General features: G+C 56.0%; 20 protein-coding genes. 14 read left to right on the top strand and 6 right to left on the bottom strand.

What is annotated here, in order from left to right; genetic code table 11:
* Nucleotides 1-100 precede the first annotated feature (100 nt).
* Complete coding sequence (sgrR, locus tag ACSZO1_RS05695; RefSeq protein ID WP_437610395.1) at nucleotides 101-1,762, bottom strand: HTH-type transcriptional regulator SgrR; 1,662 nt, start codon at nucleotides 1,760-1,762, stop codon at nucleotides 101-103.
* Nucleotides 1,763-2,095: 333 nt separating this feature from the next.
* On the opposite strand from sgrR, the gene ACSZO1_RS05690 reads away from it, so the two are divergent.
* On the top strand, nucleotides 2,096-3,271 hold the full coding sequence (locus ACSZO1_RS05690; RefSeq protein ID WP_437610394.1) for an MFS transporter: 1,176 nt from the start codon (nucleotides 2,096-2,098) through the stop codon (nucleotides 3,269-3,271).
* A 127-nt stretch (nucleotides 3,272-3,398) separates the two neighbouring features.
* On the opposite strand, the gene leuD is transcribed toward ACSZO1_RS05690, so the two are convergent.
* From leuD to leuL, 5 genes are all read right to left on the bottom strand, one after another.
* Complete coding sequence (gene leuD / locus ACSZO1_RS05685) at nucleotides 3,399-4,004, bottom strand: 3-isopropylmalate dehydratase small subunit (protein WP_437610392.1); 606 nt, start codon at nucleotides 4,002-4,004, stop codon at nucleotides 3,399-3,401.
* A 10-nt stretch (nucleotides 4,005-4,014) separates the two neighbouring features.
* Nucleotides 4,015-5,415, bottom strand: a complete 1,401-nt coding sequence (gene leuC, locus ACSZO1_RS05680) for a 3-isopropylmalate dehydratase large subunit (RefSeq protein ID WP_437610390.1) — start codon at nucleotides 5,413-5,415, stop codon at nucleotides 4,015-4,017.
* A 9-nt stretch (nucleotides 5,416-5,424) separates the two neighbouring features.
* Nucleotides 5,425-6,513: a 3-isopropylmalate dehydrogenase gene (gene leuB / locus ACSZO1_RS05675; protein WP_437610388.1), complete on the bottom strand. Its 1,089-nt coding sequence runs from the start codon at nucleotides 6,511-6,513 to the stop codon at nucleotides 5,425-5,427.
* Nucleotides 6,514-6,515: 2 nt separating this feature from the next.
* Nucleotides 6,516-8,081, bottom strand: a complete 1,566-nt coding sequence (gene leuA / locus ACSZO1_RS05670) for a 2-isopropylmalate synthase (protein WP_437610386.1) — start codon at nucleotides 8,079-8,081, stop codon at nucleotides 6,516-6,518.
* An 88-nt stretch (nucleotides 8,082-8,169) separates the two neighbouring features.
* Complete coding sequence (gene leuL, locus ACSZO1_RS05665) at nucleotides 8,170-8,253, bottom strand: leu operon leader peptide (RefSeq protein WP_437610437.1); 84 nt, start codon at nucleotides 8,251-8,253, stop codon at nucleotides 8,170-8,172.
* A gap of 759 nt (nucleotides 8,254-9,012) precedes the next feature.
* Here leuL and ilvI point away from each other — a divergent pair.
* From ilvI to murG, 13 genes are all read left to right on the top strand, one after another.
* Nucleotides 9,013-10,737, top strand: a complete 1,725-nt coding sequence (gene ilvI / locus ACSZO1_RS05660) for an acetolactate synthase 3 large subunit (protein WP_437610384.1) — start codon at nucleotides 9,013-9,015, stop codon at nucleotides 10,735-10,737.
* Nucleotides 10,738-10,739: 2 nt separating this feature from the next.
* Nucleotides 10,740-11,231: an acetolactate synthase small subunit gene (gene ilvN / locus ACSZO1_RS05655; RefSeq protein WP_437610382.1), complete on the top strand. Its 492-nt coding sequence runs from the start codon at nucleotides 10,740-10,742 to the stop codon at nucleotides 11,229-11,231.
* Between the two features lie 366 nt (nucleotides 11,232-11,597).
* The gene (gene cra / locus ACSZO1_RS05650) at nucleotides 11,598-12,608 is read left to right on the top strand and encodes a catabolite repressor/activator (protein WP_437610380.1); all 1,011 of its coding nucleotides are present in this window, start codon (nucleotides 11,598-11,600) and stop codon (nucleotides 12,606-12,608) included.
* Between the two features lie 538 nt (nucleotides 12,609-13,146).
* Complete coding sequence (gene mraZ / locus ACSZO1_RS05645; protein WP_437610379.1) at nucleotides 13,147-13,605, top strand: division/cell wall cluster transcriptional repressor MraZ; 459 nt, start codon at nucleotides 13,147-13,149, stop codon at nucleotides 13,603-13,605.
* Nucleotides 13,606-13,607: 2 nt separating this feature from the next.
* Complete coding sequence (gene rsmH / locus ACSZO1_RS05640) at nucleotides 13,608-14,549, top strand: 16S rRNA (cytosine(1402)-N(4))-methyltransferase RsmH (RefSeq protein WP_437610377.1); 942 nt, start codon at nucleotides 13,608-13,610, stop codon at nucleotides 14,547-14,549.
* Nucleotides 14,546-14,866, top strand: a complete 321-nt coding sequence (gene ftsL / locus ACSZO1_RS05635; protein ID WP_437610375.1) for a cell division protein FtsL — start codon at nucleotides 14,546-14,548, stop codon at nucleotides 14,864-14,866. The genes rsmH and ftsL overlap by 4 nt, the downstream gene beginning before the upstream one ends.
* Nucleotides 14,867-14,887: 21 nt before the next feature.
* The gene (locus tag ACSZO1_RS05630) at nucleotides 14,888-16,654 is read left to right on the top strand and encodes a peptidoglycan glycosyltransferase FtsI (protein ID WP_437610373.1); all 1,767 of its coding nucleotides are present in this window, start codon (nucleotides 14,888-14,890) and stop codon (nucleotides 16,652-16,654) included.
* Nucleotides 16,641-18,128 carry a UDP-N-acetylmuramoyl-L-alanyl-D-glutamate--2,6-diaminopimelate ligase gene (murE, locus tag ACSZO1_RS05625; RefSeq protein WP_437610372.1) on the top strand — a complete coding sequence of 496 codons (1,488 nt, stop codon included), beginning with the start codon at nucleotides 16,641-16,643 and terminating at the stop codon, nucleotides 18,126-18,128. The genes ACSZO1_RS05630 and murE overlap by 14 nt, the downstream gene beginning before the upstream one ends.
* Nucleotides 18,125-19,486, top strand: a complete 1,362-nt coding sequence (murF, locus tag ACSZO1_RS05620; RefSeq protein ID WP_437610370.1) for a UDP-N-acetylmuramoyl-tripeptide--D-alanyl-D-alanine ligase — start codon at nucleotides 18,125-18,127, stop codon at nucleotides 19,484-19,486. Before murE ends, murF begins: the two co-directional genes overlap by 4 nt.
* Nucleotides 19,480-20,562, top strand: coding sequence for a phospho-N-acetylmuramoyl-pentapeptide-transferase (gene mraY, locus ACSZO1_RS05615; RefSeq protein WP_437610368.1), 1,083 nt, complete (start codon nucleotides 19,480-19,482; stop codon nucleotides 20,560-20,562). Before murF ends, mraY begins: the two co-directional genes overlap by 7 nt.
* A gap of 2 nt (nucleotides 20,563-20,564) precedes the next feature.
* Entirely contained in the window at nucleotides 20,565-21,881 is a 1,317-nt protein-coding gene (gene murD, locus ACSZO1_RS05610) for a UDP-N-acetylmuramoyl-L-alanine--D-glutamate ligase (protein WP_437610366.1), read from the top strand.
* The gene (ftsW, locus tag ACSZO1_RS05605; RefSeq protein WP_437610364.1) at nucleotides 21,881-23,095 is read left to right on the top strand and encodes a cell division protein FtsW; all 1,215 of its coding nucleotides are present in this window, start codon (nucleotides 21,881-21,883) and stop codon (nucleotides 23,093-23,095) included. Before murD ends, ftsW begins: the two co-directional genes overlap by 1 nt.
* Entirely contained in the window at nucleotides 23,092-24,153 is a 1,062-nt protein-coding gene (gene murG / locus ACSZO1_RS05600) for an undecaprenyldiphospho-muramoylpentapeptide beta-N-acetylglucosaminyltransferase (protein WP_437610362.1), read from the top strand. The genes ftsW and murG overlap by 4 nt, the downstream gene beginning before the upstream one ends.
* The last annotated feature ends 41 nt before the right edge of the window (nucleotides 24,154-24,194 follow it).

The raw sequence follows: 24,194 nt of genomic DNA, 5'->3' as shown, positions 1-24,194 counted from the left end.
GCTGAATATTTGCTCGCGGCGTTTTAACATCGCCGCACAAGGTTTTCGCACCCCGTTGAGAACGCCTCATTCTAGTGATTTCCGCTGTGCAACGAAAGTGTCACGACTCCGGTGGCGCAAACCATGCCGATTTAAAATCAAACCAGCCCAGTGTATTCATGCGCACTCCACGCATACTGCGCTGGCCTTCAAGTAATAACCAGTGATGGCACAGCGGATGCAGGCTGTAGCTGTCCACCAGTTGCTTGCTCCACTCCGCCAGCGGCAGCTGCTGTTGCCGCCAGCGTTGGGCGTCTGCTTCCCAGTCGATATCGGTGCAGTGATGAATCAGCGGGATCTCATACAGCAGGGTAAACAGGGAAAACTCCAGCGGCAGGGTAAAGTTGGCGCTGCCGAGCCAGATATCACTCTCGGCATCGCCACGGTGCCAGCTGTCATAATCGACATGACGCACTTCCAGCTTGACACCATGCGCCGCCAGCAGTGGCGCCATCGCACTGGCAATCGCCTGATGTTCATTGTGTTCGCTGTAGCCAGTCAGGGTGATGGTTTCCAGTCCCTCTGGCTTTTCCACGGCGGCAAAATCGCGGCGATGGTGCCAGCGCGGTAGCAGTCCATAAGCGGGGAACCAGTAACGCTGGTGATTGCCGCCTGCACTGTGGATTAGCGCCACCGGATTCACAACGGCGCTGACCCAGCGGCGTACCGCGTCGTTGCGTCCCAGCGCTGAACGCTGGTCGAACAGTAAGAAATAGCAACCCTCTTCCAGACGACTCTCTTCCGATTTTTCATCCTGCTCGCCGCCCTGCAATTTGACGCCGGAATAGACCAGTTCATCGCTCAGTTCCGGCAAGACCCAGATGCCCACTTCATCAATCAGCGCGCGATAACCAAAGTAGTCATCAAAGGCCTGAATCTTCAGCTGTGACAGCTGATTGCGTACCACCGAGTAAGGGCCGGTGCCAATCGGATGCCGGGCGAAATCACTCAGCGTCGGCCATTCACGCGGCAGGATCATGGCGCTGACGCTGCCGAGCAGCCACGGCAGCCAGTTGTCCGGCTGGCTGAGATGGATATCCAGTGCCCACGGTGTTGGCGACTCAATGCGTGCCAGGTGGGCGTACAGCGGCTGGCTGTTCAGACGCGTCAGCGAGCTGATGACATCGTCCATCTCCAGTTCGCGGCCGTGGTGGAAACGCACGGCCGGACGCAGATAAAACCGCCAGTGGGTGGGCGTGATTTGCTGCCAGTGATGGGCGATATCGGGTTCCAGTTCCCCATTTGCCTCATTTATCCGCGTCAGGCTGCTGAATATCTGGCGTGCGATATGAGTTTCTGAGCGGCGCAGGGCGGAACCGGGCAGTAAGTTCTGCAATGGACGGTAGTAGAGCACGCGCAGGATATGTTTTCCCTGGCGGAAGCTGCGCCCCAGATGTGCGGTAATCATCTGACGCACCTGATTTTTATCGCCAACCAGTTGCACCAGCTGATCGATCCGATCCTGCTCCAGCAGATCTTCCGCCCGCTGCTGTTGCAGCGCCAGCCCGGTATACAGGAACACCAGCTGCGACCGTTTGCCGCGCCCGGCTTCTGACTGCCACTCCAGCCAGCCATTCGTCTGCATAGCATTCAACAGGTTACGCATATGGCGGCGCGAGCAGCTTAATAGTTTCGCCAGTTCATCGAGGGTGGTTTCCTGCGACTGGCCGTTACAGCTCTGCCATAAACGGATAAATTGCTGCTGCAAACGGGGAGAAGACATAAAAGGGGAACTCCGCTGTAAAAGCTGTCAATTTTTGATTTCCTGTATTATGACGATAATACCAGCAGATGGAAGAGCGGGAGGCATCCCCCGGATGCGCTTTTCCTTCTGCGATGGCAACCAAACCCGGTCTTTTGCCATCACATTTCCAATTCTGAGTATGGTGCTTTCACCTGCCAGCGGATTTCACTCTGCTGGCTTTTTTCTGTGGTCGATACCCTTCATACTGCAACAGCGACTGTTATGCTTTCCTGCAACATTAATGCTTTAGCATTCAGGCATTCTGTTGTACTACTTACGTGGCTATTTATTTCATCCAGCAAGGACCAGGATATGAGATCGCTCCTCACCCGTCGTCGTATCAATCCCGTTTATCTCGCTTTTATGGCGGTCTCGTTTATGGCGGGTGTCGCCGGTGCCTTGCAGGCACCGACCATGAGTCTGTTCTTATCGCGTGAAGTGGAAGTGCGTCCTTTCTGGGTCGGGCTGTTTTACACCATGAATGCGGTGGCGGGTATTGTGGTGAGTTTTCTGGTGGCGAAGCGATCCGACAGCCAGGGTGACCGGCGCAGGCTGATTATGTTCTGCTGCGTGATGGCGATACTCAACGCGCTGCTGTTTGCCTTTAACCGTCACTATCTGACGCTGATTACTCTCGGCGTGTTTTTTGCCGCGATGGCCAGTGCGGCGATGCCGCAGATTTTTGCCCTGGCGCGCGAATACGCCGACAGTTCGGCGCGCGAAGTGGTGATGTTCAGTTCGGTGATGCGTGCGCAGTTATCGCTGGCCTGGGTGATCGGCCCGCCGCTGTCGTTTGCGCTGGCGCTGAACTATGGCTTTACCGTGATGTATCTGGTGGCGGCGACGCTGATTTTTGCCGGCCTGTTACTGGTATGGCTGGCGTTGCCCTCGGTGCCGCGTGTGGTGCAGTCGCCGGATGTGATAGTGACGCAGCTCAGCGCCTGGAAAGATAAAGATGTGCGCATGCTGTTTATTGCCTCGATGATTATGTGGACCTGCAACACCATCTATATGATCGATATGCCGCTGTATATCAGCAGCGTTCTGGGGCTGCCGGATTCACTGGCCGGGTTGCTGATGGGCAGCGCGGCCGGACTGGAAATCCCGGTGATGCTGCTGGCGGGGCACTTTGTGAAACGTACCGGTAAACGCAAAATGATGCTGTTTGCGGTGCTGTCGGGTGTGCTGTTTTATCTGGGCATGGTGCTGTTCGAGTCACGCACCGCGCTGCTGTTGATTCAGATTTTCAATGCGGTGTTTATCGGCATTATTGCCGGGATTGGCATGATCTGGTTCCAGGATCTGATGCCTGGCCGACCGGGTGCGGCGACCACGCTGTTTACCAACAGCATTTCAACTGGTGTGATCCTGGCTGGGGTACTGCAGGGGGCGCTGGCTGAAACCTGGGGACACTATGCGGTTTACTGGCTGGCGTTAGCGTTATCGGTGGTGGCGCTGCTGCTGTCGGCGCGGGTAAAGGATGTGTAACTCACTGTAGGCTCCTTCCCCCATAAAATGGGGGAAGGCTGGGATGGGGGAAATGCGAGCATGGTGATGTGTGTTCCCCCTCCCTAACCCTCCCCCACAACGTGGGGGAGGGGAATGGCAAGGTGAATCAGTTTAAAAAGGCAGGCTGTTTGGTTTCGTAGTCACTGATGGCATCGTCGTGCTGCAGTGTCAGGCCGATACTGTCGAGGCCGTTCAGCATGCAGTGGCGACGGAAGCTGTCCAGATCAAAGCTGTAGCGCTTATCTCCGGCAACCACTTCTTTATTCTCCAGATCAACGGTAAAGCTGATGCCAGGCTGTGCCTTAACCAGCTGGAACAGCTCATCGACCTGCTCATCAGTGAGGATGACCGGCAGCAGCTGGTTGTTAAACGAGTTGCCATAAAAGATATCGGCAAAGCTCGGTGCAATCACCGCCTGAATACCGTAATCGGTCAGTGCCCACGGCGCGTGCTCGCGCGATGAACCACAGCCAAAGTTTTCACGTGCCAGTAAGATGCTGGCACCGGTATATTCCGGCTTGTTCAGTATGAACTCCGGGTTCGGCTGTGTGCCTGCATCATCCAGGAAGCGCCAGTCGTGAAACAGATGCTGACCGAACCCGGTACGGGTCACTTTCTGCAGAAACTGTTTAGGAATGATGGCGTCGGTATCGACGTTCGCCGCATCCAGTGGCACCACAATGCCGCTGTGTTGAGTAAATTTTTTCGCCATGGTGGTTTCCTTAGTGCAGGTCGCGGATATCAGCGAAGTGACCAGTAACGGCTGCCGCCGCTGCCATCGCCGGGCTCAGCAGGTGAGTACGACCACCGCGTCCCTGACGTCCTTCGAAGTTACGGTTGCTGGTAGAGGCACAACGCTCGCCTGGATTCAGACGGTCGTTATTCATTGCCAGACACATCGAGCAACCTGGCAGACGCCATTCAAAGCCCGCTTCGATGAAGATCTTATCCAGACCTTCCGCTTCCGCCTGCGCTTTCACCGGACCAGAACCCGGCACCACAATCGCCTGCACGCCATCCGCCACTTTGCGGCCTTTGGCGATTTCCGCCGCGGCGCGCAGATCTTCGATACGTGAGTTGGTGCAGGAACCGATAAACACTTTATCAATCCGCACGTCGGTCAGTTTGATGCCCGGCTGCAGATCCATATACGCCAGCGCTTTTTCCGCGGAAGCACGTTCCACCGGATCGCTGAACGAAGACGGGTTCGGGATCAGATCGTTGACCGCCATCACCTGGCCCGGGTTGGTGCCCCAGGTCACCTGCGGCGCGATATCAGCGGCGTTCAGTGTCACCACGGTATCGAAATGCGCGTCGCTGTCGGTTTTCAGAGTCCGCCAGTAAGCCACGGCTTCGTCCCACGCCTGATCTTTCGGCGCAAACTGACGGCCCTGCAGGTAGTTAAAGGTGGTGTCATCCGGCGCGACCAGGCCTGCTTTCGCACCCATCTCGATCGCCATATTACACAGGGTCATACGGCCTTCCATGCTCAGCGCTTCAATCGCTTCACCACAGAATTCCACCACATGGCCAGTACCGCCTGCGCTACCGGTTTTGCCGATAATCGCCAGTACGATATCTTTCGCGGTGATCCCGGCTGCAGCCTTGCCCACCACTTCAATTTTCATGGTTTTCGCCCGGCCCTGCTTCAGGGTCTGGGTCGCCAGCACGTGTTCCACTTCGGAGGTGCCGATACCAAACGCCAGTGCGCCAAACGCACCATGGGTTGCGGTATGGGAGTCGCCGCAGACGATGGTCATGCCCGGCAGGGTAATGCCCTGCTCAGGCCCCATGACGTGCACGATGCCCTGAAACGGGTGATTCAGGTCATACAGGCGCACGCCGAACTCAGCACAGTTCTTGATCAACTCCTGCATCTGAATACGCGCCATTTCGCCGGACGCATTGATATCTTTGGTCTGCGTCGAGACGTTGTGGTCCATGGTTGCGAAGGTCTTTGACGGCTGGCGTACCGGCCGTCCCTGCGCACGCAGGCCATCAAAGGCCTGCGGCGAGGTGACCTCATGGACTAAATGACGGTCAATGTACAGCAGGGGTGTTTCATTAGGTGCTTCGCGGACGACATGTGCATCAAATAACTTCTGGTATAATGTTTTGCTCATTTTATTTTATTATTCCTCGGCGATGAAACGGGCAATAATCGAGCCCATCTCATCGGTACTGATTGCCTGTCCGTTACCGGCTAAATCGCTGGTACGGTAACCTTCTTCCAGCGCGCGGTTAATCGCACGCTCAATGGCGTCCGCCGCATCGGCGGCATCAAGGCTGTAACGCAGCAGCAGCGACAGCGAGAGGATCTGAGCAATCGGGTTGGCAATGTTTTTGCCCGTGATATCTGGCGCAGAACCACCGGCTGGCTCATACAGACCAAAACCCTGCTCATTCAGGCTGGCCGAAGGCAGCATGCCCATCGAGCCGGTAATCATTGCGCACTCGTCAGACAGGATGTCGCCAAACAGGTTAGAGCAAAGCAGCACGTCAAACTGTGATGGATCTTTAATCAACTGCATGGTGGCGTTGTCGATGTACATATGGCTCAGCTGCACATCCGGGTAATCTTTCGCCACTTCATTGACGATTTCACGCCACATGACTGAGGTTGCCAGCACGTTGGCTTTGTCGACAGATGTCACTTTATGACGACGCTTGCGTGCAGATTCAAAGGCAATACGCGCAATACGCTCAATCTCAAAACGGTGATACACCTCGGTATCAAAGGCGCGTTCGTGGTGACCACTGCCTTCGCGGCCTTTCGGCTGACCGAAGTAGATACCGCCAGTCAGTTCACGCACGCACAGAATATCGAAGCCTTTCGCGGCGATATCGCTGCGCAGCGGGCAGAACTCTTCCAGACCTTTATACAGGCTGGCCGGGCGTAAGTTACTGAACAGTTTGAAGTGTTTACGCAGTGGCAGCAGCGCGCCGCGCTCTGGCTGCTCTGCTGGTGGCAGATGTTCCCATTTCGGGCCACCTACGGAACCAAACAGGACCGCGTCCGCCTTCTCGCAACCGGCGACGGTAGCTTCCGGCAGCGGTTTACCGTGACGATCAATGGCAATACCGCCAACGTCATGTTCGCTGGTGGTGATACGCATCGCAAAGCGCTGACGGATGGCGTCCAGCACTTTGGTCGCCTGCGCCATCACTTCCGGGCCGATGCCGTCACCTGGCAATACTGCGATATGATAACTTTTAGACATGGTCACACCGTTTCCTTTTGCTCTTTCTGCTTAGATTTACGTTGTAATTCTTCCACCTGGCGTGCACGCCAGATATTGTTCAGGGCGTTCACCATCGCACGGGCAGAGGACTCGACGATATCGGTCGCCAGACCTACGCCGTGGAATTTGCGGCCGTTATAACTGACCACGATATCCACCTGGCCCTGTGCATCTTTGCCGTGGCCTTTGGCCGTCAGCTTATAGTTCACCAGTTCAGTATCGAACTCGGTGATACGGTTAATCGCCTGATACACCGCGTCCACCGGACCGTTGCCGGTTGCCGCTTCGGATTTCTCTTCTTCACCACAACCCAGCTGCACAGAGGCAGTGGCGCTGATGCTGGAACCGGACTGCACGTTGAACGCTTTCAGCTGGAAATACTCCGGCTCTTCGTTCTGCTTGTTGATAAACGCCAGCGCTTCCAGGTCGTAATCGAATACCTGGCCCTTTTTATCCGCCAGTTTCAGGAACGCGTCATACAGCGTATCCAGGTTGTAATCGCTCTCTTTGTAGCCCATCTCTTCCATACGGTGTTTCACCGCCGCACGACCGGAACGTGAGGTCAGGTTCAGCTGCACTTTGTGCAGGCCGATGGATTCTGGCGTCAGGATTTCGTAGTTTTCGCGGTTCTTCAGCACGCCATCCTGGTGAATACCGGAGGAGTGAGCAAAGGCACCGGAACCGACCACCGCTTTGTTCGCCGGGATTGGCATATTGCAGATCTGGCTGACAATCTGGCTGGTGCGGTAGATTTCCTGATGATTGATATTGGTGTGTACATTCATCAGCTGGCTGCGGGTTTTGATCGTCATGATCACTTCTTCCAGCGCACAGTTACCGGCACGTTCGCCCAGGCCGTTCAGGGTGCCTTCCACCTGACGCGCACCTGCCATCACCGCGGCGATGGAGTTGCCGGTCGCCATGCCTAAATCGTCATGGGTGTGTACTGACAGTATCGCTTTGTCGATATTCGGCACACGGGCAATCAGCTGGGAGATGATGTTGCTGTATTCGTGCGGCAGGGTATAGCCGACAGTGTCCGGGATATTGATGGTGGTCGCACCGGCGTTAATCGCGGCTTCCACGACGCGGCACAGATCGTCGATTGGCGTACGGCCGCCATCTTCACAGGAGAACTCGACGTCGTCGGTGTAGTTACGTGCGCGTTTCACCATTCGCACGGCGCGATCGATCACTTCCGGCAACGTGCTGCGCAGTTTGGTGGCGATATGCATTGGTGAGGTCGCCAGGAAGGTGTGGATGCGGTAAGCATCCGCCACGCGCAGGGCTTCATACGCAGCGTCGATATCTTTCTCCACGCAGCGCGCCAGGGCACACACACGGCTGTTTTTGATCTGGCGGGCAATGGTCTGGACGGATTCGAAATCACCCGGAGAAGAGACCGGGAAACCGACTTCCATCACATCGATGCCCATACGCTCCAGTCCCAGCGCGATTTGCAGTTTTTCCTTCACACTCAGACTAGCCTGTAATGCTTGTTCGCCATCACGCAAAGTGGTATCGAAAATAATTACTTGAGAGCTCATATTGTCATTCCTGAAGTCTGTCGCCTGTGTCACGAGCATAAAAAAACCCGCGCATTGGCGCGGGTTTTTTAAGTTTTGCGAGTCTGAATCAGTGATGGATTCCGCCCACAAGCCTACCGCGCAAATATGATGCGTTTAGTAGTAGACCGAGTAGGCGGAAAGCGCGAATCATGCTGAATCAAACCCCATAAATTTTGTGTTGCCAATATTGATACGTGTTTCGCCGCGCCTTGTCAACCTTCTGGCCCACAATCCACGCGCAAAGTGCTAAGTAAAATATGCTGTAGTTATTTCGCGAATCAGAGTATTGTCTCACTTAGCCGGGAGAAGAGAACAGTATGCTAATGTAAATCAATGGGTTAAGTCATATTTTCGATGTTTAACTTATTGATAATTAGCTAATTTATATGATTAATCCTTTATCCCGAAACCGGGTTACTGAGGATTATTCATGGCGAATTATATTGCTAATTGATTAAACACCAGCACAGATAACCAGTAATGCGCTGCACTTTAACAGGCTTGTCTTTTATTCCGCCCGGATTAATTTCAATAAGAATAGGATCACTCTGTGAATGGTTACCCTGGCAGAATAAACCGCTTTTGTTTCCCCGTGCGTTTAGTGGAATTGTCGAAGCTATTCCCACTCCTCCAGCGGCTTAATTGTGGTGCTTGTTATGGATGCCACCTTTGATGTTTGCCAGCCTGGTTTTTCGCGGTTATGGTAATCCCACAACTCTAATGAGAAGAATCAGCAAGGGCATCACTTACCCCCTGTACTGGGTTGGGGAAATGACTTCCTCAATCTGAGAATGAAACCCAAGATTCTGACTTCCTCTGGCATCGTCTGTGCGACGCTATGGTTTGTTGCGCGACAGTAATGGCAAGTGAATGGGTCAGTAGAATCAGTATCTTAAGCCTGGAGGCAAAGATGGAGATGTTGTCAGGAGCCGAGATGGTGGTCCGATCGTTAATCGATCAGGGCGTGAAACATGTGTTCGGTTATCCGGGCGGAGCAGTGCTCGATATTTATGACGCGCTGCAAACGGTCGGCGGTGTTGACCATGTGCTGGTGCGTCACGAGCAGGGCGCGGTGCATATGGCGGATGGTTATGCGCGTGCGACAGGCGAAGTGGGCGTGGTGCTGGTCACCTCTGGCCCCGGCGCGACCAATGCCATTACCGGTATTGCCACCGCGTATATGGACTCCATCCCAATGGTGGTGCTGTCCGGCCAGGTTGCCTCATCGCTGATTGGCTACGATGCCTTCCAGGAGTGCGACATGGTGGGGATTTCCCGCCCGGTGGTGAAGCACAGCTTCCTGGTGAAAAATACCGAAGATATTCCGGCGGTGATTAAGAAAGCCTTCTGGCTGGCGGCCAGCGGTCGTCCTGGACCGGTGGTAATCGATCTGCCGAAAGATATTCTCAACCCGGCCAATAAACTGCCGTATGTCTGGCCTGAGTCGGTGAGCATGCGCTCCTATAACCCGACCACTCGGGGACATAAAGGGCAGATCAAGCGTGCGCTGCAGATGCTGCTGGCGGCGCATAAACCGGTGATTTACGCCGGTGGCGGGGTGATTAACGCAGGCTGCCACACTGAACTGCGTGAGCTGGCGGAAAAACTCAATGTACCGGTTACCACCTCGCTGATGGGGCTGGGCGCGTTCCCGGGCACGCATCGTCAGGCGCTGGGTATGCTGGGCATGCACGGCACCTACGAAGCCAATATGACCATGCATCACTCCGATGTGATTTTTGCTGTTGGAGTGCGTTTCGATGATCGCACCACCAATAATCTGGCGAAATATTGCCCGAATGCCACCGTGCTGCATATTGATATCGATCCGACCTCGATTTCAAAAACCGTGTCAGCCGATGTGCCGATTGTCGGTGATGCGAAGCAGGTGCTGGAGCAAATGCTGGAGTTGCTGGCGCAAAACGAAGCCAGCCAGAATTTCGACAGTCTGCGTGACTGGTGGCAGAGCATCGATCAGTGGAAAGCGCGTAAGTGCCTTGAGTTTGACCGCAACAGCGGCAGCATCAAGCCGCAGGCCGTGATCGAAACGATTTGCCGTCTGACGCATGGCGATGCCTATGTGACCTCTGACGTTGGTCAGCACCAGATGTTCGCTGCGCTGTACTACCAGTTTGATGAGCCACGCCGCTGGATCAACTCCGGTGGTCTCGGCACCATGGGCTTTGGCCTGCCCGCCGCACTGGGCGTGAAGATGGCGCTGCCGGAAGAAACCGTGGTTTGTGTCACGGGCGACGGCAGTATCCAGATGAATATCCAGGAACTGTCGACGGCGCTGCAGTATGGCGTGCCGGTGCTGGTGCTGAACCTGAACAACCGTTACCTCGGTATGGTGAAGCAGTGGCAGGATATGATCTATTCTGGTCGCCACTCACAGTCCTATATGGAATCGCTGCCTGACTTTGTGCGCCTGGCGGAAGCGTATGGTCACGTTAGTGTGTCAATCACGCGTCCGGAAGAGCTGGAAGAGAAGCTGGCTCAGGCGCTGGAAGTGGTGAAAAACGGCCGTCTGGCGTTTGTCGATGTCACGGTGGATGGCACCGAGCACGTTTACCCGATGCATATTCGCGGTGGCGGTATGGACGAAATGTGGCTGAGCAAAACGGAGAGGACATAATTATGCGTCGTATTATTTCAGTATTGCTGGAGAACGAATCCGGCGCATTGTCCCGCGTAGTAGGCCTGTTTTCCCAGCGCGGTTACAACATTGAAAGCCTGACAGTAGCGCCGACTGACGATCCGACCTTATCACGCATGACGATTCAGACCGTCGGCGATGAAAAAGTGCTGGAGCAGATCGAGAAACAACTGCACAAGCTGGTTGATGTCCTGCGCGTCAGCGAATTAGCGCCGGACTCGCATGTCGAGCGCGAAATCATGCTGGTGAAGGTGCAGGCCAGTGGCTACGGTCGTGAAGAAGTGAAGCGCAGCGCGGAAATTTTCCGTGGGCAGATTATCGATGTTACGCCAACGCTTTACACGGTTCAGCTCGCGGGCACCAGTGATAAGCTGGACGCGTTTCTGGCGACGGTACGTGACGTCGCGGAAATCGTCGAAGTGGCGCGTTCCGGCGTGGTCGGCGTGTCGCGCGGCGACCGCATTATGCGTTGAGTGGCCAGTCGTCAGCCGATACCACGCGTATTGATTCCTGAAACCCGGCTATCGCCGGGTTTTTTCTTGCAGGTTTCCCCTCAACTTTTTTTTATATTTTGTCGCTCAGGTCAGCTAAGTCGATGAAAAGCGGTTGCTCACACCTCTTTTCTGCTGTTAGATGTATTTAAGAGACTTATCCATAGTTATGGCAGGGATATCCCCCGTCATCATTCAACCTGCAGGTGCGTTGGCCGCGCTCGCTCACCCTGGTCACATAGTTATCTATGCTCCCGGGGATTCGCGTGCTTGCCGCCTTCCTGCAAGCTGAATGATTTAGGGGGAGGGCAAAATGAATGGCCATAACATCTGAAGTGTGGGGTTATTGTGAAACTGGATGAAATTGCGCGCCTCGCCGGAGTTTCGCGCACGACCGCCAGCTATGTCATCAATGGCAAAGCGAAGCAGTATCGTGTCAGCGATAAAACCGTCGAGAAAGTGATGTCGGTGGTGCGTGAACATAATTACCATCCTAATGCGGTGGCGGCGGGCCTGCGTGCAGGGCGTACGCGGTCGATTGGTCTGGTGATCCCCGATCTGGAAAATACCAGCTATACGCGTATCGCCAATTATCTGGAACGTCAGGCGCGTCAGCGCGGCTATCAGTTGCTGATTGCCTGCTCGGAAGATCAGCCTGATAACGAGATGCGCTGCATCGAACATCTGCTGCAACGTCAGGTGGATGCGATCATTGTGTCCACGGCGCTGCCGCCGGAGCATCCGTTCTATCAGCGCTGGGTCAACGATCCGCTGCCGATCATCGCACTGGATCGCGCGCTGGATCGTGAGCACTTCACCAGTGTGGTGGGTGCCGATCAGGATGATGCCGAAGCGCTGGCGGCGGAGCTGCGTAAACTGCCGGTGAAAAATGTGCTGTTTCTCGGCGCGTTACCGGAGCTTTCCGTCAGTTTTCTGCGCGAGATGGGTTTCCGCCAGGCGTGGCAGGACGACGAACGGCCTATCGATTACATCTATGCCAACAGTTATGAGCGCACTGCCGCGGCGGCGTTGTTTGAGAAGTATCTCGAAGATCATGAGATGCCGGAAGCGCTGTTCACCACTTCCTTCGGCTTGCTGCAGGGCGTGATGGATGTGGCGCTGAAACGTGAAGGTCGTCTGCCGGTGGACCTGGCGATTGCAACGTTTGGCGACCACGAACTGCTGGATTTCCTCGAATGCCCGGTGCTGGCGGTTGGGCAGCGTCATCGTGATGTGGCGGAGCGGGTGCTGGAGCTGGTACTGGCCAGCCTCGATGAACCGCGTAAACCGAAACCGGGGTTAACGCGCATTCGACGCAATCTGTTCCGGCGCGGAAAATTAAGCCGCAAAGGCAGCTAAAAAATGACAGGCAGCGCAAGCTGCCTTTTTTACATTTATTCATAATTTGCTGGCAATTTACTGCGGGAAAAAATTGCCGTTTAATTATCAATGTCGAAATGGGTAGTTACGTAAATTAAAGTAAGCATCACCCTGATTGATGTTTATAACTTTAATCAACTTTAACGTTTGCGCTGTGCTGAGCGGCGCGCCGCCAGGCCGCAGCAGGCGGCAAAGCGCTGGGCAATCTCTCGGAAATACCTTAAAATGTAAACCAGCTCGCAAAGCTGGCAGGGAAATTTTCACAACCCTAAGACTGCTATATTTTTGAGCACACTTAAAAGTGATGTGAATTTTTTGTCATTATTCATCGGCTTATTTTTTTGTTTTGTATCATGCGGCCTTTATTTTTAACTTCCCCCTGTTTTCCTTCCTTCATAAATATTGTCATCAGGCTGGTACTGCGGCTTGACAATGTTTTCATTCGCTCCGTAAACTCTTTTCGTGGGAATTTGTGGTGTAAAGTGGTGATAAAGGGTGGCTAAGGGGTAAGACTGGCATGTTCCGTGGGGCAACGTTAGTCAATCTCGACAGTAAAGGGCGGCTGGCAATTCCGACGCGTTACCGCGAATTACTGATCGGGGAATCTCAGGGGCAAATGGTATGTACCATTGACCTCCATCAGCCATGTCTGCTGCTTTATACCTTGCCCGAATGGGAAATCATTGAACAAAAGCTGTCTCGCTTGTCCAGCATGGTGCCAGCAGAACGTCGCGTACAGCGGCTGCTTCTCGGCCATGCCAGTGAGTGTCAGATGGATAATGCAGGCCGTTTGCTGCTGGCGAATACTTTGCGCCAGCATGCCGGTCTGACAAAAGAAGTGATGCTGGTCGGCCAGTTCAACAAGTTTGAGCTGTGGGATGAACAGACCTGGTATCAACAAGTCAGGGAAGATATTGACGCTGAGCAGTCCGGTACGGAACCAACTTCTGACCGGCTGCAGGATTTGTCGCTATAGCTATGCAGGATAATTTTAAACATACCACGGTGCTGTTAGATGAGGCAGTGAATGGCCTCAACCTGAAATCTGACGGCATCTATATCGATGGCACGTTCGGGCGTGGTGGACATTCACGCCTGATCCTCTCCCAGCTGGGAGAACAGGGACGGCTGTATGCCATCGATCGCGATCCGCAAGCTATCGCCGCCGCTGCCGCCATCAGCGATCCGCGTTTTAGCATTATTCATGGCCCGTTCTCTGCACTGGCACTGTATGCGGAAGAACGCGGACTGACGGGCAAGATCGACGGTATTTTGCTGGATCTTGGCGTATCGTCGCCGCAGCTGGATGATGCGGAGCGTGGATTCTCCTTTATGCGTGACGGACCACTCGATATGCGGATGGACCCAACACGTGGTCTCTCCGCCGCCGAATGGTTACTGCAGGCGGAAGAAAGTGATATCGCGTTTGTACTGAAAACCTTTGGTGAAGAGCGTTTTGCCAAACGCATCGCCCGCGCCATTGTTGAGCGCAATCGCGAGCAGCCGATGACGCGCACCAAAGAGCTGGCGGATGTGATCTATGCCGCCACGCCAGTGAAAGACAAGTTCAAGCATCCGGCGACGCGCAGCTTCCAGGCGATCCGCATCTGGGTCAACAGTGAACTGGAAGAGATCGAGCAGGCGCTGAAAGGCGCACTGGTGGCGCTGGCACCTGGCGGACGTTTATCGGTGATCAGCTTCCATTCGCTGGAAGACCGGATCGTGAAACGGTTTATGCGCGAACAGAGTCGTGGACCGCAGGTTCCGGCGGGAATACCGATGACTGAAGCGCAGTTGCAGAAGCTCGGCGGTCGCCAGTTAAAAGCCCTCGGCAAAATGATGCCGGGTGAAGCGGAAGTGGCAGAAAACCCACGGGCGCGCAGCTCTGTACTGCGTATCGCGGAGAGGAGCGCCTTGTGATTGGCAATGAGCGCCACAGTTTACCCGGCGTTATTGGCGGGGATCTGCTGCGCCACGGCAAGATCCCGCTGATTTTGCTGGTTGCCGTACTGGTTTCCGCCGTACTGGTGGTGACCACCGCGCACAAAACCCGTCTGCTGACGGCACAGCGTGAACAGTTAGTGCTTGAGCGGGATGCGCTGGATATCGAATGGCGCAACCTGATCCTCGAAGAGAATGCCCTCGGCGATCACAGCCGGGTTGAGCGCACCGCAACCGAGAAGCTGCAGATGCAGCATGTCGATCCGGCGCAGGAAAATATTGTGGTTCAGCAATAGCTATAAGGAATGACGGACTCGATGAGAGCCGCGACGAAAACGCTGAAGTTAAGAAAACAGGAAGATCAGGCCAGCTTTGTCAGCTGGCGTTTTGCGTTGCTGTGCGGTTGTATTTTTCTGGCGCTGGCAGGGCTGCTGCTGCGTGTTGCTTATCTGCAGGTGATTAACCCGGACAAACTGGTACGTGAAGGCGATATGCGTTCGCTGCGCGTGCAGGAAGTGCCGACGGCGCGTGGCATGATCAGCGACCGCGCCGGGCGTCCGCTGGCAGTCAGCGTGCCAGTGAATGCGGTATGGGCCGATCCGAAAGAACTGCATGAACACGGCGGTGTGACAGTCGACAGCCGCTGGAAAGCGTTGTCTGATGCGCTCTCTATTCCGCTGGACCAGCTGGCGACACGTGTCAATGCCAACCCGACCGGACGTTTTGTCTATCTTGCCCGCCAGGTGAACCCGGCGATTGGCGATTACATCAAGAAACTGAAACTGCCTGGCATCTATCTGCGCCAGGAGTCACGCCGCTACTACCCGGCGGGACAGGTCACTTCACATCTGATTGGTTTTACCAACATTGATGGCCAGGGCATCGAAGGCGTGGAGAAAAGCTTCGACAAATGGCTGACCGGTCAGCCCGGCGAACGTACCGTGCGTAAAGACCGCTATGGTCGGGTGATTGAAGACATCTCCTCCGTTGACAGCCAGGCGGCGCATAACCTGGCACTGAGTATTGATGAACGCCTGCAGGCGCTGGTGTATCGCGAACTGAACAATGCTGTGGCGTTTAACAAAGCGGAATCCGGCACTGCGGTACTGGTGGACGTTAACACCGGCGAAGTGCTGGCGATGGCCAACAGCCCGGCTTACAACCCGAATAACCTCACCGGTACGCCAAAAGATGTGATGCGTAACCGGTCCATTACCGACATCTTCGAACCGGGTTCCACGGTGAAACCGATGGTGGTGATGACCGCGCTGCAACGTGGCGTGGTGAAAGAAAATACCGTACTGAATACTGTTCCGTATCGCGTTAACGGCCATGAAATCAAGGACGTAGCACGCTACAGCGAACTGACCCTGACCGGGGTCCTGCAGAAGTCGAGTAACGTCGGTGTATCAAAGCTGGCGTTAGCGATGCCATCCTCTGCGTTAGTAGATACCTACGCGCGCTTTGGACTGGGTAAGGCGACCAATTTGGGGTTGGTCGGAGAAAGCAGTGGCTTATATCCTCAAAAACAACGGTGGTCTGACATAGAGAGGGCCACCTTCTCTTTCGGCTACGGGCTAATGGTAACGCCGTTACAGTTAGCGCGAGTCTACGCAACCATTGGCAGCTACGGCATTTATCGCCCGCTGTCGATCACCAAGGTTGATCCTCCGGTTTCCGGCGAACGCGTGTTCCCGGAAGAGCTGGTCAAAACCGTGGTGCATATGATGGAAAGTGTTGCCCTGCCGGGCGGCGGTGGCGTGAAAGCGGCGATTAAAGGTTATCGCATCGCTATCAAGACCGGTACAGCGAAAAAAGTCGGCCCGGACGGCGGCTACATCAATAAATACATTGCTTACACCGCAGGCGTGGCGCCTGCCAGCCATCCGCGTTTTGCTCTGGTGGTGGTGATTAACGATCCGCAGGCCGGTAAATATTACGGCGGTGCGGTATCTGCGCCAGTCTTTGGCGCCATCATGGGTGGCGTATTGCGCACCATGAATATCGAACCGGATGCATTACCCACTAACGACCAGAATAACGTGGTAAATAACAGAAATGAGGGAACAGGTGACAGATCGTAACTTGCGCGACTTACTGGCTCCATGGGTGCCTGGCGCACCGGAGCGTCCGCTTCGTGAAATGACACTGGATAGCCGCCAGGCGGCATCCGGCGATCTGTTTGTGGCGATTGCCGGCCATCAGGCCGACGGTCGTCGTTTTATTCCGCAGGCGATTGCTCAGGGCGTCGCGGCGGTTATCGCCGAAGCTGAAGGCGAAGCCAGTGATGGCGAGATCAAAGAGATGCACGGTGTGCCGGTGATTTACCTGTCCCAGCTGCCGCAGCGTCTTTCCGCCCTGGCCGGGCGTTTTTATCAGCAGCCGGGTGAGCAGTTGCGTCTGATTGGCGTGACCGGCACCAACGGTAAAACCACCACCACGCAGCTGCTGGCGCAGTGGGCCAACCTGCTGGGTGAAACCGGTGCGGTGATGGGCACGGTCGGCAATGGTCTGTATGGTCAGCTGGTGGCGGCAGAGAATACCACCGGCTCGGCAGTGGATGTGCAGCATGTGCTGCATTCGCTGGTACAGCAGGGTGCCACGCTGGCGGCGATGGAAGTGTCGTCCCACGGCCTGGTACAGCATCGCGTGGCGGCGCTGCCGTTTGCCGCGGCAGCCTTTACCAACCTGAGCCGTGACCACCTTGATTACCATGGCGATATGGCGCATTACGAAGCCGCAAAATGGCTGCTGTTCTCTGAACATCAGGCCGGCCAGATGATTATCAATGCTGACGATGAAGTGGGCTTCCGCTGGCTGCAAAACCTGCCGGATGCGGTCGCTGTTACCATGCATTACAACCTGCAGCCCGGTTGCCGTGGCCGCTGGTTAAAAGCCACTGAGGTGGTGTACCACGACAACGGCGCGACAGTCCGTTTTGACTCCAGCTGGGGCAACGGCGAAATTGACAGCCGTCTGATGGGCGCATTTAACGTCAGCAACCTGCTGGTGGCGCTGGCGACGCTGCTGTCGCTCGATTATCCGCTGGCGGCGCTGGTCGCGACCGGCAACCAGTTGCAGCCGGTGTGTGGTCGTATGGAAGTGTTTAACGCGCCGGGCAAACCGACGGTGGTGGTGGATTATGCTCACACCCCGGATGCGCTGGAAAAAGCGCTGGAAGCGGCGCGTCTGCACTGTAAAGGCAAGCTGTGGTGTCTGTTCGGCTGCGGCGGTGACCGCGATAAAGGTAAGCGTCCACTGATGGGGGCGATTGCTGAGCAGTTCGCCGATGTGGTGGTGATTACTGACGACAACCCGCGCAGCGAAGAGCCAGGTGCGATTGTCGCGGATATTCTGACAGGCCTGCTCGATGCCGGACGCGCTCGTGTGGTACACGGACGTGCGCAAGCGGTCACTAACGCCATCATGCAGGCACAGCCTGATGATGTGGTACTGGTGGCTGGCAAAGGTCATGAAGATTATCAAATCGTCGGCAACCAGCGTCTGGACTACTCCGACCGTATGACGGTCGCGCGTTTGTTAGGAGTGGTCGCATGATTGATTTCTCATTACAGCAACTGGCGACTGCCACTGGCGGCGTGTTACACGGCGATGATCTGACAATTCAGAACGTCACCACCGATACCCGCAAAATCACCGCGGGCGCGCTGTTTATCGCCCTGCAGGGTGAGCGTTTCGATGCGCACGACTTTGCAGAGGATGCGCTGGGTAAAGGCGCGGCAGCACTGTTGGTCAGTAAGCGCTTACCTGTTTCCGCACCGCAGGTGGTGGTGAAGGATACGCGTCTGGCGCTGGGCCAGCTTGGTGCCTGGGTGCGCCAGCAGAGTACTGCGCGGGTGGTGGCGTTAACCGGTTCTTCCGGCAAAACCTCGGTCAAAGAGATGACCGCTGCCATTCTGCGTGAATGTGGCGAAACCCTGTATACCGCGGGCAACCTGAATAACGATATTGGTGTCCCGCTGACGCTGCTGCGTCTGACGGTAGAGCATCAGTATGCCGTGATTGAGCTGGGCGCCAACCACCAGGGTGAAATTGCTTACACCGTGGATCTGGTTCGGCCGGAAACGGCGCTGGTCAATAACTTCGCCGCCGCGCATCTGGAAGGTTTTGGTTCGCTGGCGGGCGTCGCCAAAGCCAAAGGCGAAATTTATGAAGGATTGCCGGTTAACGGAACGGCGATCCTTAATGCCGACAGCAATGACTGGCCGCACTGGCAGAATCATCTGCATAACAAAACGGTGTGGCGTTTTTCACCCGATCAGCAGCCCGACAGTAACTTCTGGGCAACGGATGTGCGTTTCAGCACCCGTGGCACCGAATTTACCCTGCACACCCCGCAGGCTGAGATTGCCGTGACGTTGCCGTTGCCGGGGCGTCACAATATCGCCAATGCGCTGGCCGCGGCGGCACTGGCGCTGTCAGTGGATGCGCCACTGAGCGCGATTCAGAACGGGCTGGCTGGCCTGCAGGCGGTGCCGGGACGTCTGTTCCCGATTGCGCTGAACAGCCGTCAGCTGCTGATTGATGACAGCTACAACGCCAACGTTGGCTCGATGACTGCCGCGGCGCAGGTGCTGGGTGACATGCCGGGCTACCGCGTGATGGTGGTGGGCGATATGGCTGAGCTGGGCGACGAGTCCGCCGAGTGCCATCGTCAGGTTGGCGAAGCGGCGCGTCTGGCGGGCATCGATAAAGTATTGAGCGTTGGGTCACTCAGCAAAGGCATCAGCGATGCCAGCGGTGTGGGTGAACACTTCGCACAAAAAGCGGCGCTGACTGAACGTCTGCAGTCGTTGTTATCTGCTCATGCAGATATGACCATTTTAGTTAAGGGTTCTCGCAGTGCCGCCATGGAGCAGGTAGTGCAGAGCTTACAGGAGAAAGGAACATGTTAGTCTGGCTGGCCGAACATCTGGTCGCTTTTTATTCTGGCTTTAACGTCTTTTCCTATCTGACGTTTCGCGCCATCGTCAGCCTGCTGACCGCGCTGTTTATCTCCCTGTGGATGGGACCGCGCCTGATCGCTTACCTGCAAAAATTACAGATTGGTCAGGTGGTGCGTAACGACGGTCCTGAATCGCACTTTAGCAAGCGCGGCACGCCGACTATGGGCGGCATCATGATCCTGACCTCCATCACCATTTCGGTGCTGATGTGGGCGTACCCGTCTAACCCGTATGTCTGGTGCGTGCTGTTTGTGCTGGTGGGTTACGGCATTGTTGGTTTTGTCGATGACTACCGCAAAGTGGTGCGTAAAGACACCAAAGGCTTGATTGCCCGCTGGAAATACTTCTGGCAGTCGGTGATTGCACTGATTGTCGCCTTCGCGATGTACGCGGTAGGCAAAGACACCCCGGCGACGCAGCTGGTGGTGCCGTTCTTCAAGGACATCATGCCGCAACTGGGTCTGCTGTATCTGCTGCTGGCGTACTTTGTGATTGTCGGCACCAGTAACGCGGTCAACCTGACCGATGGCCTTGATGGCCTGGCAATTATGCCTACCGTGTTTGTTGCAGCAGGCTTCGCGCTGGTGGCGTGGGCGACCGGTAATATGAACTTTGCCGGTTACCTGCATATTCCGTATCTGCGCCATGCCGGTGAGCTGGTGATTGTCTGTACCGCGATTGTCGGCGCAGGTCTCGGCTTCCTGTGGTTTAACACTTATCCGGCGCAGGTCTTTATGGGCGACGTCGGTTCGCTGGCGCTCGGCGGCGCGCTGGGCACCATCGCGGTGCTGCTGCGTCAGGAGTTCCTGCTGGTGATTATGGGTGGTGTGTTTGTGGTGGAAACCCTGTCAGTGATCCTGCAGGTGGGCTCATTCAAACTGCGCGGCCAGCGTATTTTCCGCATGGCGCCGATTCACCACCACTATGAACTGAAGGGCTGGCCAGAACCGCGTGTGATTGTGCGCTTCTGGATTATTTCGCTGATGCTGGTGCTGATTGGCCTGGCAACGCTGAAGGTACGTTAATCATGGCTGACTATCAGGGTAAAAAAGTCGTCATTATCGGGCTGGGCCTGACCGGGCTCTCCTGTGTTGATTTCTTTATCGCGCGCGGCGTTACGCCGCGTGTGATGGATACCCGTGTGTCTCCCCCTGGTCTCGACAAACTGCCGGATGCGGTGGAACGCCATACTGGCGGGCTGAATGACCGCTGGTTGCTGGATGCCGATCTGATTATCGCCAGCCCGGGTATCGCGCTGGCGCATCCATCGTTACTGGATGCGGCAGAAGCCGGTGTGGAAATTATTGGTGATATTGAGCTGTTCTGCCGTGAAGCGCAGGCGCCAGTTGTGGCGATTACCGGTTCCAACGGCAAAAGCACTGTCACGACGCTGGTGGGCGAGATGGCGCGGGCTGCAGGCTGGGATGTGGGCGTCGGCGGTAATATCGGTTTGCCTGCGCTGAGTTTATTACAGCACCCAGCGCAGCTGTATGTGCTGGAACTGTCCAGTTTCCAGCTGGAAACCACCCATAGCCTGAAAGCGGCGGCAGCCACCATCCTCAATGTCTCTGAGGATCATATGGATCGCTATCCGTTAGGCCTGCAGCAGTATCGTGCAGCCAAGTTACGGATTTATGAAAATGCGCAGGTTTGTGTGGTGAATGCGGATGATGCGCTCACCATGCCGGTTCGCGGTGCAGATAAACGCTGCATCAGCTTTGGCGTCGATGTGGGTGATTATCATCTCAACCGCCAGCAGGGCAGCGTCTGGCTGCGTGCGAGCGGTGAAAAAGTGTTGAATACCGATGAGATGCATCTGGTTGGTCAGCATAACTACACCAATGCGCTGGCGGCGCTGGCGCTGGCGGATGCCGTCGGGTTACCGCGCGCCACCAGTCTGAAAGCACTGACCACCTTTGGCGGCCTGCCGCACCGTTTCCAGCTGGTACACGAGCGCAACGGTGTGCGCTGGATTAACGACTCCAAAGCGACCAATGTTGGCAGCACGGAAGCCGCGCTGAATGGACTGAAGGTGGACGGCACGCTGTGGCTGTTGCTGGGTGGCGATGGCAAGTCAGCGGATTTCGAACCGCTGGCGCGCTGGCTGCAGGGCGATAACGTGCGCATTTACTGCTTTGGCCGCGATGGCGCCGAGCTTGCGGCGCTGCGTCCGGAAATTGCGGTACAGACCGATACCATGCAGGACGCGATGAAGCAGATTGCCGCTCAGACAAGTGCAGGCGATATGGTGCTGCTGTCGCCAGCCTGCGCCAGCCTTGACCAGTTCCGCAGCTTTGAGCAGCGCGGCGATATTTTCGCCCAACTGGCGAAGGAGCTTGGCTGATGCGTGTCCCCGGTCTGGGTCTTTTCAGTGCACTGGCGCAACGCCTGAAAGAGTGGGTGATGGGCGCACGTGAAAGCGATGCGACCACGATGGTGCTGTATGACCGCACGCTGCTGTGGCTGACCTTTGGGCTGGCGATTGTGGGTTTTGTGATGGTGACGTCGGCGTCGATGCCGGTCGGGCAGCGTCTGTCGGAAGACCCGTTTTATTTCGCCAAACGTGATGCGTTCTATCTGGCGCTGGCGTTTGGTATGGCGCTGGTGACGTTACGCGTGCCGATGGAAGTATGGCAGCGTTACAGCAACGTTATGCTGCTGGCCTCGGTGGTGATGCTGCTGATCGTGCTGGTGGTCGGCAGCTCGGTAAATGGGGCATCGCGCTGGATTGCACTCGGGCCGTTGCGTATTCAGCCCGCAGAGTTATCGAAGTTGTCGCTGTTCTGCTATCTCGCCAGTTATCTGGTGCGCAAAGTGGAAGAAGTGCGTAACAACTTCTGGGGCTTCTGCAAACCGATGGGTGTGATGGTGGTACTGGCGGTATTACTGCTGGCACAGCCTGACCTCGGTACGGTGGTGGTGCTGTTTGTTACCACGCTGGCGATGCTGTTTCTGGCCGGTGCGAAGTTATGGCAGTTTCTGGCAATTATCGGCTCAGGGGTGTTTGCGGTAGGGCTGCTGATTGTCGCGGAACCATATCGTATGCGCCGCGTGACCTCGTTCTGGAACCCGTGGGAAGATCCCTTCGGTAGTGGTTACCAGTTAACACAGTCGCTGATGGCCTTCGGACGCGGTGAATTCTGGGGCCAGGGGCTGGGGAATTCGGTACAAAAACTGGAGTATTTACCCGAAGCGCATACCGACTTTATTTTCTCAATTATTGGGGAAGAACTGGGTTATATCGGTGTGGTTTTAGCGCTGTTAATGGTATTCTTCGTCGCTTTTCGCGCGATGTCGATTGGCCGCCGCGCGCTAGAGCTGGACCAGCGATTTGCCGGCTTTCTGGCCTGTTCGATTGGTGTCTGGTTCAGCTTCCAGGCACTGGTGAATGTCGGGGCGGCGGCGGGGATGTTGCCGACCAAAGGTCTGACGCTGCCGCTGATCAGTTACGGTGGTTCCAGTCTGATTATTATGTCGACGGCGATCGTACTGTTATTGCGCATAGATTTTGAAACGCGTCTGGCAAAAGCACAGGCGTTTACACGGAGTAGTCGATGAGTGGTAAGCGACTGATGGTGATGGCGGGCGGCACCGGTGGACACGTATTTCCCGGGCTGGCAGTGGCGCACCATCTGATGGAGCAGGGCTGGCAGGTACGCTGGCTGGGTACCGCCGACAGGATGGAAGCAGATTTAGTGCCGAAGCATGGTATTGAGATTGATTTTATTCGTATCTCGGGCCTGCGCGGCAAAGGCATCAAAGCGCTGTTACTGGCGCCGATGCGCATATTTTCCGCCTGGCGTCAGGCGCGCACCATTATGAAGGCGTACCAGCCCGATGTGGTGCTGGGCATGGGCGGTTATGTTTCCGGCCCTGGTGGTCTGGCGGCATGGAGCTGTGGCATCCCGGTGGTGCTGCATGAGCAAAACGGCATTGCCGGCCTGACCAACAAGTGGCTGGCGAAAATCGCCAGCAAAGTGATGCAGGCATTCCCCGGCGCGTTTCCGTCTGCGGAAGTGGTCGGTAACCCGGTGCGTACCGATGTGCTGGCGTTACCGCTGCCGGAACAGCGTTTAGCCGGACGTGAAGGCCCGGTACGCGTGTTAGTGGTGGGCGGCAGTCAGGGCGCGCGGGTGCTGAATCAGACGCTGCCGCAGGTGGCGGCGAAAATGGGTGAGCAGATCACCCTGTGGCACCAGGTCGGTAAAGGTGCGCTGGCGACCGTGACCGAGGCGTACCAGCAGGCCGGACAGACTCAGCACAAGATCACCGAGTTTATCGATGATATGGCAGCAGCTTACGCGTGGGCGGATGTGGTGGTGTGCCGGTCTGGCGCGCTGACCGTCAGCGAAGTGGCAGCAGCAGGTTTACCGGCGATTTTTGTGCCCTTCCAGCATAAAGATCGTCAGCAGTACTGGAACGCGTTACCGCTGGAGCAGGCGGGCGCGGCGAAAATTTTCGAACAGCCGCAGTTTAACGCGGGTGTGGTTGCCGCCACGCTGGCGGGCTGGGATCGCCCGACACTGCTGCAGATGGCCGAGAAGGCGCGGGCAGTGGCGATTCCGGATGCAACCGAACGGGTTGCACAAGCGCTGATCCAGATTGCACGGAAATGATACCCGGGTGACGCTCGCGTCACCCCATAAAATGAGAGTAA

It is taken from the genome of Erwinia sp. V71 (genome assembly GCF_965644245.1).
Lineage (GTDB): Bacteria > Pseudomonadota > Gammaproteobacteria > Enterobacterales > Enterobacteriaceae > Erwinia.
The sequence above is the reverse complement of the archived record's forward strand: the minus strand, read 5'-3'. Positions and strand labels throughout refer to the sequence as shown.

What these genes read in the sequence shown, in the direction of transcription:
- ilvN (WP_437610382.1), top strand. Translation starts at nt 10,740, where the DNA reads ATGCGTCGTATTATTTCAGTATTGCTGGAGAACGAATCCGGCGCATTG.
- leuA (WP_437610386.1), bottom strand. Translation starts at nt 8,081, where the DNA reads ATGAGCTCTCAAGTAATTATTTTCGATACCACTTTGCGTGATGGCGAA.
- leuC (WP_437610390.1), bottom strand. Translation starts at nt 5,415, where the DNA reads ATGAGCAAAACATTATACCAGAAGTTATTTGATGCACATGTCGTCCGC.
- ACSZO1_RS05690 (WP_437610394.1), top strand. Translation starts at nt 2,096, where the DNA reads ATGAGATCGCTCCTCACCCGTCGTCGTATCAATCCCGTTTATCTCGCT.
- murD (WP_437610366.1), top strand. Translation starts at nt 20,565, where the DNA reads ATGGCTGACTATCAGGGTAAAAAAGTCGTCATTATCGGGCTGGGCCTG.
- sgrR (WP_437610395.1), bottom strand. Translation starts at nt 1,762, where the DNA reads ATGTCTTCTCCCCGTTTGCAGCAGCAATTTATCCGTTTATGGCAGAGC.
- leuB (WP_437610388.1), bottom strand. Translation starts at nt 6,513, where the DNA reads ATGTCTAAAAGTTATCATATCGCAGTATTGCCAGGTGACGGCATCGGC.
- leuL (WP_437610437.1), bottom strand. Translation starts at nt 8,253, where the DNA reads ATGATTCGCGCTTTCCGCCTACTCGGTCTACTACTAAACGCATCATAT.
- mraZ (WP_437610379.1), top strand. Translation starts at nt 13,147, where the DNA reads ATGTTCCGTGGGGCAACGTTAGTCAATCTCGACAGTAAAGGGCGGCTG.
- murG (WP_437610362.1), top strand. Translation starts at nt 23,092, where the DNA reads ATGAGTGGTAAGCGACTGATGGTGATGGCGGGCGGCACCGGTGGACAC.
- ilvI (WP_437610384.1), top strand. Translation starts at nt 9,013, where the DNA reads ATGGAGATGTTGTCAGGAGCCGAGATGGTGGTCCGATCGTTAATCGAT.
- ACSZO1_RS05630 (WP_437610373.1), top strand. Translation starts at nt 14,888, where the DNA reads ATGAGAGCCGCGACGAAAACGCTGAAGTTAAGAAAACAGGAAGATCAG.
- mraY (WP_437610368.1), top strand. Translation starts at nt 19,480, where the DNA reads ATGTTAGTCTGGCTGGCCGAACATCTGGTCGCTTTTTATTCTGGCTTT.
- murF (WP_437610370.1), top strand. Translation starts at nt 18,125, where the DNA reads ATGATTGATTTCTCATTACAGCAACTGGCGACTGCCACTGGCGGCGTG.
- rsmH (WP_437610377.1), top strand. Translation starts at nt 13,608, where the DNA reads ATGCAGGATAATTTTAAACATACCACGGTGCTGTTAGATGAGGCAGTG.
- ftsW (WP_437610364.1), top strand. Translation starts at nt 21,881, where the DNA reads ATGCGTGTCCCCGGTCTGGGTCTTTTCAGTGCACTGGCGCAACGCCTG.
- leuD (WP_437610392.1), bottom strand. Translation starts at nt 4,004, where the DNA reads ATGGCGAAAAAATTTACTCAACACAGCGGCATTGTGGTGCCACTGGAT.